At 27.1% G+C, this 14,275-nt stretch carries 10 protein-coding genes and 1 tRNA gene; 4 read left to right on the forward strand and 7 right to left on the reverse strand.

Features of this window, described 5'->3' with window-relative positions:
- The first annotated feature begins 262 nt into the window (after window positions 1-262).
- Window positions 263-1,150, forward strand: a complete 888-nt coding sequence (locus J1C67_RS05915; RefSeq protein ID WP_167866976.1) for a phosphatidylserine decarboxylase — start codon at window positions 263-265, stop codon at window positions 1,148-1,150.
- A 75-nt stretch (window positions 1,151-1,225) separates the two neighbouring features.
- The gene (locus J1C67_RS05920) at window positions 1,226-2,041 is read left to right on the forward strand and encodes a MurR/RpiR family transcriptional regulator (protein WP_167866975.1); all 816 of its coding nucleotides are present in this window, start codon (window positions 1,226-1,228) and stop codon (window positions 2,039-2,041) included.
- Between the two features lie 48 nt (window positions 2,042-2,089).
- Here the strand turns inward: J1C67_RS05920 and J1C67_RS05925 are convergent, their stop codons facing one another.
- The 5 genes from J1C67_RS05925 to J1C67_RS05945 form a co-directional block, all read right to left on the reverse strand.
- Window positions 2,090-3,454, reverse strand: coding sequence for a 6-phospho-beta-glucosidase (locus tag J1C67_RS05925; RefSeq protein WP_167866974.1), 1,365 nt, complete (start codon window positions 3,452-3,454; stop codon window positions 2,090-2,092).
- Between the two features lie 166 nt (window positions 3,455-3,620).
- Window positions 3,621-4,802 (reverse strand): Card1-like endonuclease domain-containing protein, encoded by a 1,182-nt coding sequence (locus tag J1C67_RS05930; RefSeq protein WP_207713931.1) that lies wholly within the window; start codon window positions 4,800-4,802, stop codon window positions 3,621-3,623.
- Between the two features lie 202 nt (window positions 4,803-5,004).
- Window positions 5,005-5,081 (reverse strand) — tRNA-Arg (locus J1C67_RS05935).
- Window positions 5,082-5,163: 82 nt separating this feature from the next.
- On the reverse strand, window positions 5,164-6,072 hold the full coding sequence (locus J1C67_RS05940; protein ID WP_242873972.1) for a sensor histidine kinase: 909 nt from the start codon (window positions 6,070-6,072) through the stop codon (window positions 5,164-5,166).
- 196 nt (window positions 6,073-6,268) lie between these two features.
- Complete coding sequence (locus tag J1C67_RS05945) at window positions 6,269-7,027, reverse strand: DUF1189 family protein (RefSeq protein ID WP_167866973.1); 759 nt, start codon at window positions 7,025-7,027, stop codon at window positions 6,269-6,271.
- Between the two features lie 170 nt (window positions 7,028-7,197).
- On the opposite strand from J1C67_RS05945, the gene J1C67_RS05950 reads away from it, so the two are divergent.
- Both J1C67_RS05950 and J1C67_RS05955 read left to right on the forward strand, forming a co-directional pair.
- Window positions 7,198-8,484 carry a L,D-transpeptidase gene (locus J1C67_RS05950; protein WP_167866972.1) on the forward strand — a complete coding sequence of 429 codons (1,287 nt, stop codon included), beginning with the start codon at window positions 7,198-7,200 and terminating at the stop codon, window positions 8,482-8,484.
- A gap of 197 nt (window positions 8,485-8,681) precedes the next feature.
- Entirely contained in the window at window positions 8,682-10,043 is a 1,362-nt protein-coding gene (locus tag J1C67_RS05955) for a CCA tRNA nucleotidyltransferase (RefSeq protein ID WP_167866971.1), read from the forward strand.
- Window positions 10,044-10,142: 99 nt separating this feature from the next.
- Here J1C67_RS05955 and J1C67_RS05960 read toward each other — a convergent pair whose 3' ends face one another.
- Window positions 10,143-10,499, reverse strand: coding sequence for a hypothetical protein (locus J1C67_RS05960; RefSeq protein WP_167866970.1), 357 nt, complete (start codon window positions 10,497-10,499; stop codon window positions 10,143-10,145).
- Between the two features lie 20 nt (window positions 10,500-10,519).
- Window positions 10,520-14,275, reverse strand: coding sequence for a helicase-exonuclease AddAB subunit AddA (gene addA / locus J1C67_RS05965; protein WP_167866969.1), 3,756 nt, complete (start codon window positions 14,273-14,275; stop codon window positions 10,520-10,522).

The raw sequence follows: 14,275 nt of genomic DNA on the forward strand, positions 1-14,275 counted from the left end.
TATCATACTTCCTTTTTCAAATCATTATCTTTTAATAATAATTATCAATTTTCACTTAACTTAGATACATATTTTATTGTAAATTAAATTTATAATTTTAACAATGTGAAAATATAGCAACTATATATTTAAAAACCAAAGTAAAATTATTTAAAAAAGAATTTTACATATAATTTATGTTAATATATATATTATGAAAGTTATCATTAGGCATCTAAAAAATTATTTTTAAGTATGTCTTAATTAAAAAAGAGGTATGATTATGATTAGAATTTATAATAGAAAAACTAATAATTATGAAATTGAGAATGTTGCTGGGGAAAATTATATAAACTGGTCTTATTCTTCTCCGATTGGAAAAGGTTTGTTAGAGCTTTTAATAAAGAAAAAGTTTTTTTCAAAGATATATGGAAGCTATTGCGATACTTCTTTAAGCAAGAAAAAAATAGGTCCTTTTATTAAAAATTTTAATATTGATATGGATATATCTAATGAAAACATTGATGATTTTAACTCATTTAATGATTTCTTTATTAGAACCTTACACAAAAATGCTAGACCTATAGATATGAATAAAAATATTTTATCTTCCCCTGGAGATGGGCGACTTTTTGCATTTACTAATATATCAACCGATAGCTTAGTTCAAGTTAAAGGAATTACTTATAGCCTATCGGAATTAATTGGTGATAATAAAATTGCAAAAGAATATGAAGGTGGAGTTTGTTTAGTTTTAAGACTTTGTCCTACTGATTATCATAGATTCCATTTTGTAGATTCTGGAGTTCCTTTAGAAAATCACTTTATAAAAGGAAATTACTACTCAGTAAATCCAATAGCGCTAGAAAGAGTTGCTAAATTATATTGTCAAAACAAACGTGAATGGAGCTTATTTAAATCTGATAATTTTAGTGACATTATTCATATAGAAGTAGGCGCTACTTGCGTTGGTACTATAAAACAAAGCTATACTACTAATGAAAGAGTTAATAAGGGTGATGAAAAAGGTTACTTTAAATTCGGTGGTTCAACAACGATATTGTTCTTTAAAAAGAATACCATTGAAATTGATGAAGATATTCTCGATCAATCTGGTCTTGGATTTGAAACTCAAGTCTTTATGGGTGAAACCATAGGAAAGCAATTTTAAACTTACTTTATGGAGACGAAATAATATAACCAATTTCTTAAAAACGCCTTATGACTATCTAAAGGGGGCCTTATATTGGGGGACTTAGTTTATAGATTACTATTATTCTTAAATAGTAGCAAAAATGAAGATATTAACTATACAATTGCAACTACTATGCTTCATAACATTAATCATATTTCAGATATGAATATAAATAAATTAGCAGATATTTGCTATACGTCCCCTGCTGCTATTAGTAGGTTTTGTCGTAAGATTGGTTATTCTAGCCTATCAGAATTTAAAAAAAGTGCTCTTATTAATAAAAATCTTTACTCTGTAGGCACTATGCAAGCTAAAGGTATGCACTTAAATATTTCACGTGAGAATATCTTAAATAACATGTCATCAGAAATAGATAAGGAGATTTTAGATTTAAAAAATTCTCTTGATTTAAAAATAGTTGATTTAGTTATAGACCTTATTTTTTCTACTCCAAATGTAAGCATATTTGGAACTCAATTTTCTCAATTAATGGCTCAAGAACTTCAACGTAAACTTGTTATGGTTGGAAAACTTATATCTCATGCAATTGATGTTCAAGAACAAGAAAAGCTTGCTGAATCATTAAAAGAGAATTCTCTAGCTATATTGATTTCTCCAACAGGAAGATTTACTTTATATCACGAGAAACTTTGGAATAATATTAAAAATAGTAAAGCTACTGTAGTAATAATTACTGAAGATAAAAACCTTGAAGGTATAAATATTGAATATAAAAAGCGTAGTAATTATATAATATATTTACCTAATAAAGAAGCGCCTAGTGTATATATCGATTCTCATAGATATGCGCTTACTTATCTTATCGAATATATTTATGTACGTTACGGAAGCCTCTATATGAATTAAAAATACCCCTACTGTAATTACAGTAGGGGTATTTTGAAGATGCCTTAATTAAAATTCTGCTCTTTGTACCTTTTCTATTTGATCTATTACATTTTTAAATTGAGGTAGGTACTTTTTATGTGCTACTAACATTTCATTTAACAATTCTCGACCTCTAATATCATCTGAAACTAGAGGATTTGTAATCATTGCTAATAATGCAGTGTTATAATTCCCAGTGAAAGCAGCTTCTGCAGCTAGCCTTTCAAATGATTTTATTTGAGACGTTAACCCTTGTGCAAATATAGGGAGTTCTGTAACAGTTTCTACTGGAACCGGTCCATCTTTTCCTATATAACAACTTATTTCAACTGCTGAATTATCATCAAATTGCTTTAACTTTCCGTTGTTCTTAGTATTCACAGCTATTATTGTGTTTTTATCATTATATATACCGTTAATTACGTTACAGGCTACATCTGAATAATGTGCTCCACCACGTTTTGACAGTTCTTCCGGCTTAACTTTTAGGTTAACATCTTTGTAAAGTTCGAATAAACTTTTTTCAAGTTTCATTACAACTTCTGCACGAGTTTCACCTTTTTTGAATTCCTCTAATTCTGATTCCAACATATCTCTCTTTTTATAGTAATATCTATGGTACGGACAAGGAATTAATCCTGATGCTTTTATAAATGCAACATCCCACTCGAACCCCTTAATATTTGCCATAGTTTGAGTTTCACTATCTGTTGATGTCATTTTTTCAATAACCTCTGCCGTAACATCTTCTCTATCTAAATAAATTCTTTCAGCATAAACCATGTGATTTAAACCAGCGAAATCAACTGTTACTCTATTATTTTCAACTCCTAATAGTTTAGCAAATGAGTACTCTAAACCAATTGGAACATTACATACACCTATTACTTTTTTATGATCGCTATATCTAAGTAATGCTTCTGTAACTATTCCTGCTGGATTAGTGAAGTTTATTAACCATGCTTCTGGGCATAACTCTTGAATATCCTTAGCTATATCTAATATTACCGGAACTGTTCTTAATGCTTTAAATAAACCACCAGCACCATTAGTTTCTTGACCTAAGAACCCATGACTTAATGGAATGCTCTCATCCTTTCCTCTTGCTGGTAATAAACCAACTCTTAATTGAGTTGTTACGAAATCTGCATCCTTTAAAGCTTCTCTTCTATCTAATGTTAAATGTATAGTCATTGGAACTCCAGCTTTTTCAACCATTCTTTTTGCAAGTGCTCCTACTATTTCTAATTTTTCTTTCCCATCTTCAATATCAACTAACCAGTATTCACTAACTGGAAGTTCATCATATCTTTTAATTAACCCTTCAACTAATTCCGGAGTGTAACTTGATCCTCCACCTATAGTAACTATTTTCAAACCATTCTTTCCCATCTCAAATCCCCCTATTAATTAAATTTTATAACAAGAACTTTTAGGCATCCCAAAATCTTTGGTTTGTTATTTATTTAGAGATCCTTTATTTCTATATCCTTATTATAAATCAATTAAATTAATAAGAATTTCAAATTTTGAAAATACGTATTTGTTGTATTACTAATCATTTAATAATTTCTTTTATTTTGCGTTTAAAGTCCTCTTCGTTACCATCAAATATAACTATATTTATCCCCATTTCCTTTGCCCTCTCTTTTACAGCAACTTTAATTGGTTCTTTAGTTGATACTAAAATCTTATATGCCTTTTTCCCTCCAATTTTAGCACTATAAACATTTAACTCATTTAAAGCATTTTCATTATATTTATCACTATCTTTGCATGATATACATATTGGTATAGAATCCTTTACAGCAACCACATCAACTTCATTTCTAACACCTTTAATATCATCATTCCATAAGAATATAACTCCATTTTTAACTTGATCTACTTCTTGTATTTCTTTAACTAAAATATTTGTTGCAAGCTCTAGCCATGTTCCACTTTTAAATAAGAAAGCTTTAAGATAATTATTTAAAAATAACACCTCTATTTTACTATCGTTAATATGCAAACAATCTATTTCTCCCATTTCAATTAGCTTTTTCATAATTTTATTTAATAGATTTTTTTCTTCATTTTGTAAGTTTTCCATATTTACAACTATTTTTTTAGAATCTTTATACTCATGAGAGAATATATTTGCATCGTATAATTTTTGTTTATATTTATGCCACAAAGGTAAATTACTATATATTTGTTTTGTTAAATATATTAAATCTTTCTTTTGGCATAAATCTGTAGAATCCTCTATAATAGAACCTCCCGAAGCTTCTATTATATCTACTATTTCTAAGTCTCCAAATTGTTCTTTTAATATTTCTATTTTATTATCCATAGTATATAAATGCTTACTCTTAATATCTACATATATAGATTTAACATAATTCTCATTACATAATTCTAAAAGAATTAATGAATTAATTCTTTTACCTCCAGTTAAATTAACCAAAACATTTTTATCTTTATTATCTATAATCAGTTTTGTTAACTCTTTTATATCACCCTCTTTTACTATAATTTCACTAAAAATTACATTAGACATATAATTTTCATAATAAGTCTTTATAGCCTTTATATCCTTATCTTCATCAGTTGATCTTAAAAATATAACTTCTTTTGCCTGAAACTTTTTAGTTGCTAATATGTTTCCTTCATTATGTTCATCTAATTGATTTATTAAAATATCGACTTTTATAAAAATCCCTCCCTTAAATTTATATTTATATTTATATTTCCCCATAATTTTATATTTTTATTAATTAACATAAAAAAAAGCCTCTTTCGAGACTTTTAATTTAAATGTATATTTTACTTAAAAATAAGTAAATTCAAAAAATAGTAACTTATTAACTTAATTTATTATTTTTTTGAAAGTATCTAATATTTATAAATGCTAAAAAAGGTAATAAAAAAAAGACATTACTATAAGTAAGGCCTTTAAATGGTGCGGCGGAGAGGATTCGAACCTCCGACCAACTAGTTCGTAGCCAGCTACTCTATCCAACTGAGCTACCACCGCATATTTCAACAATTTTCATATTATCATAAAGAAATACATAAATCAAGTACTGAGTTATTATTCAGTACTAACTATTGTTATTTTATAAATATATATCAGAAAATTCTATCTCTAGCATTTCGATTTTACTACTTTGACTTTGACTAATTATTTCTTTTTCATTAGTCTTGGTAATTGGTAATGTAACTATAAATTCTGATCCAACACCACATTCACTATTTAATATAACCGACCCACCATGAGCTTTAGTTAAGTAATTTACTAAATCTAATCCTATTCCCGAACCAGCCTGTTCACTATCTTTTCGTTTAGTCACTTGATAAAACCTATTAAATATCTTCGCTTTATCATCCTCAGATATTCCTGGACCTTCATCTTTAACTGATATTTTAACTTCTTCACTATTAATAAGTAAATTTATATATATATTTTTATCTTTGCATGAAAATTTAATAGCATTAGAAATTAAATTCATTATTATTCTATCTATAACTTCTGGATCTACAGCCATTATACAGTCTTCTTTATTTGTATCAAATATTAAATGTATGTTTTTTTGTATAGCATATTTATCTATACAGTTTATAGTGCCTTCTATCATAGATACTATATCTATATTAGTTTTATTTAATTCATAATAATTATTTTGAAATTTAGTTGTATCTATCAAATTATTTATTAATTTAAGCATTTTCAAACTATTTCTTTTTATCATCTTTAGGTATTCTCTAGCCTTTTCATCTGCAACCTTAGCATTTCCACAATCAATACACTGCATAACACTTAGAATTATGCTTAGATGAGCTCTTAAATCATGAGTTATATTTAGTAAAAATTCTTCTTGTGATAAATTCTTTTCTTTTAAAGTTTCTATTGTATTATTTAATTCACTATAACTAAATGTTTTTTGGGCATATCTATGATCATTACTGCATTTACCCATATTTAAATAATCACTATAATTATCTTTATTAAAAATTTCTTCTATCATAACGCAAAATCCTTTCAATTCCTTTTAATACTTATTATTCCATAATTTGATTTTAACATATTTAATTTTTATAAACAATATGTTTTTTGTAATTTAGCTTAAATCTTTAATTATAAACAGGTATTTTATAATATTTTTTTTAAAAATACCTATTTATTGTTTATAGTTACCCCTATAGATAATCTCATAAACCCATTTATGCTTCTTTGCTTATATTACTTATAACCATTACTACATATATTCCGGATATTATAATTGTTAAACTTCCAATAGGCATTATTAATTTAACTATCATTGGTAATGTTAATGAATATAAAGATATTATAAATATCTCTTTATATTTTAGTTTTGAACCATTCATTTTATTAGACATTATTCCTGCTAATGATATTAATAATCCATTAAATAATGCTACTAGATAAGTTATTAGAATCATACATATAACTGTTACATATTTAATAGGCTTAGCCTTATTTAAAACATTAATCGCTACTTCATTATTAATATTATTATCTAATAATGGAGTATCTGAATATTTAATTTTGTATTCAGTCCCATTAAGTCTAGCTACAATTCCATCTTTTAAAAATACAGATGACATATCTTTATGAATAGTAATACTTCTAAAGCTTTCTGAATCAGCCAATGTTTTATTACTATCTATAATTACTACACTTGGCCCTTCCTCTTGTTTATAAGGCGAGTCTTTGAAATCTAATATTCCATCATTCACTTCAAATTTAAAATCTTCTTGCTCTAATAATACTTTAGTACTTTTTTCTAGTGTTGTTAACATACTAAATTGCGATACACCTAAAATAAAGCCTACTATTATACTTAACATAAGTATATATACCATAGATTTATTTAAGCCTTCTTTTAAAAATAATGAATACTGTTTAACTTTAAATATACTTATTTTCAATCTTGATAAAAAGTTTAATTTTTCTTCCATTACAACCTCCATGTTAATATTTATCCTTGATTTTTAATATTGCACTCTATTTTATCATACCTATATTTATTAATAAACATTTGTAATTTTTATTAATTTAACTTTTTAAGATTAAACTTTGTAATTTGGGTTAATAATTATATATATACATTTTATTTAAGGAGGTCTATATGAATAGTACTATAAATAATAAACAAAAAAATAATTTTACTTTATTTAGATTTTTCTTGCTTTGCATAATATTTATAACACTTGGGTTTGGAGTTAATACTTACTCAAGCTATACATATAACAATAATATGAACGAATTCTATTCTACTTTTAATAAATATGATTTTGATAAAGCTCTTAATATAATAGATACTACTAACAATTCAAATATCTTAAAAAAGAAGCAACTTAAAGCTGATTTAAACTCTTATTTTACAGGTATTGTAGGTATGATTATTGAATCTATTGCTTCCGGTGATATGCCCGAATCAGATGCAATTTCTATATTATCTGAAATAAAAAAATATGATATTTTAAATTCGTCTTTAGATAGCCTACTTGCTTCTTTAGATTCTAATTATAAGTATAATCCAACCTCAAAACCTAATAGTAATAATACTAATACTAATACTAATACTAATATAGATAATAATGATACTAATTCTTCTATTACTGAAAGTGATAATTTAACACTCGGTATAGAAGCTTTTGAAAATAAAGATTACTCTACTGCGATATCTTATTTTAATAAGATATCAAAAAGCTCCTCAAGTGATTTTAATAAAGCTAAAGATTATATACTAAATTGCAAAAAAAATTATAAAACTCATCTATTAGCCGAAGCTGAAGAGCTCATAGCTAATAAATATTATACTGATGCAATCGCATTTTTATCTTCATACGATACCTCTATTTTAAGTTCTGAAGATAAAGATATATCAAATAAAATTAATTCTGTTGAAATGTTTAGAGATGAATATACGGATCATATTCAAGCTTATCCTAATGATGCTTCTACTTATGCTTCGAGTGCTATATTGCAGACTATAAACATTAATAACGTAAATAACTTGAACATAGAAAGTAAAACACCTTATTTCATTTATTTAAGCTTATCTGATCAAACAACTTATATTTATGAAGGTTCCTTAAACAATTGGAAATTGGATAAATCATTTTCATCTTCAACAGGTATACCTGGAGAAGAAACTCCAAAAGGTATTTTTTCAGTAAGCGGTAGAGACTCCTGGTTTTTCTCAAATGAATTTCAGCAAGGCGGAAAATATTGGGTTAGATTTATGGGTGACTATCTCTTCCATTCAGTTCCTTTTGACGAAAAACAAACTAAAATTGTTGATGAAACTTTAGGTACAGCTGCATCTCATGGATGTGTAAGGCTAAAAGTAGAAGATTCAAAATGGATTTATGATAATATTGATGATGGAACAAAAGTAATAATTAATTAGATATTTATTATTTAGGAGTCTTTTAAAAATAGTATTACTTATATCGCAACTCATAAATATTATTTAAAATTCCTCTTACATTTTTTCATGATTTTTTTACTAATTTCTTTAAAATATATTTTTAATTTATGTTATTATTGTTTTACATATATAAATTAAAAATATTTGTAATTAAATTTTTCAAGTGAGGATTTTTTATGGAACTATTTATTCCGCAAGACGTTAAAAATATAATAGACAAATTTTATAAAAATGAACATCGAGCATTCTTGGTAGGTGGATGTGTTAGAGATAGTATATTACAAACTATACCTAACGACTATGATATAACAACTTCTGCTCTGCCAGATGAAACTATTAATCTGTTTGAAAAAACTATTCCTACAGGCTTACAACACGGTACTGTAACTGTACTTATTAATAAAGAACCCTATGAAGTAACAACTTTTAGAACTGACGGCGATTATAAAGACAATAGACGCCCGGATTCCGTTTCATTTGTTAGCGATATAGTAGAAGATTTATCTAGAAGAGATTTTACTATTAACGCTTTAGCTTATAACCACTATGATGGTTTAATTGATTGCTTTAATGGTTTAAAAGACATTGAATCTAAAATAATAAAGTGTGTTGGTAATCCAGATAAACGATTTAATGAAGATGCTCTTAGAATGCTACGAGCCATAAGATTTAGTTGTCAGTTGGATTTTATAATAGAATCTGAAACCTATGAATCTATAAAAAGAAATTATAAACTAGTCGAAAATATAAGTTCTGAGCGTGTACGAGATGAATTATGTAAAATTCTAATATCCAAAAATTCAACTAAGGGATTAGAACTTCTTAAGGCTACAAGAATTCTAGAAATTATATTACCTGATATTAATAACCTAGTTGAATATACCCCTAAATGTAATAACCATAATAGAGATGTATTTAAACACACCCTTAAAGTCATTGATAACACATATTCTAATTTAATTTTACGATTATCAGCTTTATTTCATGATGTTGGTAAAATTAATACAATGACATTCTTAGAAAATGGCCATTGTTATTTCCCAAAGCACAGCATAGAAAGTGCTATCATGACAAAATCAATATTAACTAAATTAGCTTTTGATAATATTACTATTAATAGAGTTTGTTCTATTATCTATGAGCATCTTGTGCTTAATGTTTCTTATATGCCTACAGATGGTGAAATTAAAAGACTTATTAATAAAGTAGGTTCTGAAAACATAAGTTTACTTTATGATCTTCAAAGAGCCGATATAAATGCATTGTGGGACCCTGTTCCATTCTTAAAGAAAGTTGATTTTATGAATGAAAGAACTCAAGTTATTTTAGCTAATAAAGAACCTCTTATTATTAAAGATTTAAATATAACAGGTACTTTTTTAATGTCTGAACTTAATTTGAAACCTAGTAAACTAATAGGTGAACTTCTTAATTTTTTATTAGAAAAAGTTTTAGATAATAGTAGTTTAAATACTAAATCTACACTTTTACAATTAACTAAGGATTATCTAAATCATCTACCCAAAATAACTAGTTAATTATTTGTAGATGACTTAATACATATTCAAAAAATAATAAACTAAGCTAAAAGGCTAAATCTAATTAAAACCTAGATTTAGCCTTTTTACTATTTATTTTTAAGCCACTAATAAATAAGTTATTGTCACTAATACAGTTTGAAGATGGAAAGTTCCTTTACTATCATCTTTCTTCTTACTTAATATAGTGAATCCCAAAATTATTTGAATTATTAAATATATAATCCATATTATTTTACTACCTTGAGATATGTTAAATGACCCTCTAGCAAATATTATTCCTAGCATTCCAACTTCAACTAGAACCTCTAATATTAAAATAAATAACGATACTTTTCCTTTCCATCCAGTAATTTCTTTCTTATCTATTACTTTATTATCTATTACCTTTTTATTGTTTTTAGCTTTATTCTTTTTATTATTTTTGCTTTTGTTCTTAGTATTATTCTTTGCCATAAAATTGATCCCCCTTAACGTTATTTCATACTAATTTCTTTATCTAAATAAAATAAATATAAATAGCTTTCCTTAACATTCTTACCTGTAATTTTTTCTATAGCTTCTTTATAATATCTCATTTGTAATTTATATCGTTCTTTCATTTCCTCTTCATTACCTTCTTCTACATAATCAGTCTTATAATCTAAAAGTACTATTCCATCATCTTCTTCAAAGAAACAATCTATTATCCCTTGAAGTCTTACCATTTCATTTTCATAAATTTCTTTTGGTAAACTCTTATCAACTTCAGTACTACATACTTCTGTAAAGAAAGGTAATTCTCTCTGAACCATATAGTTATTATTATACGCATATAACATTCTTTTTCCAAGGGAGCTCTTAAAGAACAATTGAATTTTTATAGGTCTTACAACTTTTATTTCTTCTTCAGTTAGTAAATCAGCATTTTTTAGGTCTTCTAACTGTTCTCTTATTTCATCTACTGTATTTATTTTATTAAAATCAATTTTCTGCATTACAAAGTGAATTACAGTTCCTCTTTCAGCTGCTGATAATCCCTTTTCTTCTCTCATAAATCTTGGTTTTATTATTTCCTTGTCACCATATATTTTTACAATTTGAAACTCTTTTTCTTCTTCTTCATAAGCAGCTCTCTTTAAATCTGATACAGAAATATTACTTGGAAGTTTTCCGCTGGCTGAATATTTATAGTTATACCCAAGCCGTCTCTCTATTTCTTTATCCACAACTTCAATTTTTTTATTTATCAACAGATTTTTTTCTTCAATATTGTCCACAGATTCGTTTTTTTCATCCCCAATTAAATCACTTTTGGTCCAAAAAGACACTTCCCATGTGGATAAATCATTTGTAACTAGATTTAATGGTGCTCCAACGTAATCTCTTAACTTATCCCCATCTCTATGTTTACATAAAGCCATACCGATCCAATCTAAATAGCTTTTTCCTTTTAGTACTTCTGAAGGTAAAATTATTTCATCATCTAATGCAGCTGAAGAAGTCCATGAACTTAAAGTTTTTTCTAAATTTCTTGTTGCCCCAGTAATAATTAACTTTTCCTTAGCTCTTGTAAAGGCAACATATAATATTCTCATTTCTTCTGAAAGTGTTTCAAGTCTTATTCTTTTCTTTATAGCTTCCTTTGGCAAAGTACTATATGAATTTCTCTTTTCTAAATCTACATATTCAGGCCCAAACCCTAATTCATCATGATATAAAATTGAATTATTTAAATCCATAAGATTAAACTGTTTTCCAACACCAGAAGTAAATACTACTGGAAATTCAAGTCCCTTACTTTTATGGATACTCATAATTCTAACTACGTCTTCATTTTCACCTAATATTTTAGCACTACCCATATCTCCTGAAGATTTTCTTAGCTTATTTATAAAGTTTATAAAATTAAATAGACCTTTAAAGCTTGTTTGCTCATATTGTTTTGCTCTTTGAAAAAGTATTTTTAAATTTGCTTGTCTAAGCTTTCCGTTTGGCATTGCTCCAACATATCCATAATAAGCAGTATCCATATATAAATACCAAATAAATTCATCTATTGGAGTATAGATAGCTTTCTTTCTCCACTTATTTAAGCTTTCAATAACATAATCGCATTTTTTCTTCAATTCTTCGGAAACTTCATATTCATTTATATATATTTTCTTTATAATTTCATAGAAATAGTCTTCCTTGTTTAAAAGTCTAATATCCGCTAACTCTTCCGCTGAAAATCCCATAATAGGTGATCTTAAAACCGAAATTACAGGTACATCTTGCATTGGATTGTCTATAATCTTTAAAATAGCCATAATTGTTCTAATCTCAATTGATTCAAAATATCCAGCTCCTGTATCTGCATATACAGGTATCCCTCTACATCCTAATTCATCTAAGAAAACTTCTGACCAACCTTTAGTCGCTCTTAAAAGAATAACTATATCCTTATATTTTAGAGACCTATACTCTCCGGTTCCCTTATCTATTACTTTGTATGTCTTTCCATCCTTAGGATTAAAAAGTTCATTAATTCTTTTAGCAACAATTCTAGCTTCTAAAGTCATTGCATCTAAGTTTTCTTCTTCATCTGAACCATTATCTCCTTCAGATTCAAAATCGCCCTTACTATCATCATTATATAATCCCGATTTATCTAATATATGAAGCTCAATAGGACCAGCTGATAGTGTTTCATTATCTTCAACATCTTTATAACTAGCTCCTAAGTTTAGAGCTTCTTCATCTGTATATTCTAACTCCCCAACTATATTGGACATAACTTTTTTAAATATAAAGTTAACTCCACTAATTACTTCATCTCTACTTCTAAAATTTTTATATAATTGAACCTTCCTTGTTAACCCGCCTTCTTCTAATGGATACTCATTATACTTTTGCATAAACAGTTCAGGTTTTGCCTGTCTAAATCTATATATACTTTGTTTAACATCTCCAACCATAAATAAATTAGGGTTATCTGAAGTTTTTCTAGATACAAGTTCTATAATTGTTTCTTGCACATTGTTTGAATCTTGATATTCATCCACTAAAACTTCATCAAAGTATTCCTTAAATCCTTCTGCTACTTTTGATGGTTTTATGTTACCATCTTCATCTTTACTTATAAGTATTTTCAGACATAAATGCTCCAAATCATTAAAATCTAATATGTTCTTTTCTTTCTTTTTCTCTGCAAACCTTGTTGCAAATTCCAAAGTTACTTCTCCAAGCATTCTCATATAAGGGTATGCATTTTTAATACCTTGAAGAGATTCCTCTGGAGTCATAGAAAAACTATCTTCTATTAGCTTCCCTATTTTTTTCTTCACACCATCTCTAATATTCTTTACAATACTTTGAGCATTTTCATCTGAAACTTTGTTTTTTCTAACTACTTTTAGTTTTATGAACTCTACTGTAGAAAGACTTTCAAAAAGTTCTTCTATTCCACCATCTAATGAAGCATATACTCTTTCTAAATATCCAATATCACTACTAAAAGCTTCTAAGTATGGTTCTAATCCATCAGTTTCATTTATTATATTTAAGGCTTTTCTAAGCATACTTAAATATCCACGAATTTCAACTTCTAAACTTTCTTTTAAAACCTTTATCCACTCTGTAGCATTTAACTGAGCTAATGTATCTATATTAAACTCCTCAGCCTTATCACTTAACCATTTTTCTGGCCAAGGGCCACTCATAGAAAATCTATATAAATTTAATACAATTTCTTTTAATTTTTCATCATCACGCGAACCACTATATGACTCAACTAGCTTCTTAAAACCTTCATTATCCTCTTCATAGTAATCTTCAAAAACCTCATTTATTATTTCACTCTTAAGCAATATATTTTCGGTTTCATCAGATATTCTAAAACTTGGGTCCAAATCTATAGTATGAAAATTATTTTTTATAACGTCTAAGCAAAATGAGTGCATAGTAGTAATATTTGATCTACTTAAAAGAGTTAGCTGCCTTTGAAGTGTTTTAGAGTTTGGGGATTTCTCTAAAGCCTTAGATATTGCAGTTGCAATTCTTTCTCTCATTTCTGAGGCTGCCGCACTTGTAAATGTAACAACTAAAAGTCTATCAATATCAACTGGTGCTTCTTCATTACTTATTATCCTTATTATTCTTTCAACTAATACTGCTGTTTTTCCAGAACCTGCAGCTGCTGCTACTAATAGATTACATCCTCTAGTTGATATAGCTTGAAGTTGCTCATTTGTCCATTTAGTATCCCCCAT

It is taken from the genome of Clostridium gasigenes, from assembly GCF_017348895.1.
Lineage (GTDB): Bacteria > Bacillota > Clostridia > Clostridiales > Clostridiaceae > Clostridium > Clostridium gasigenes.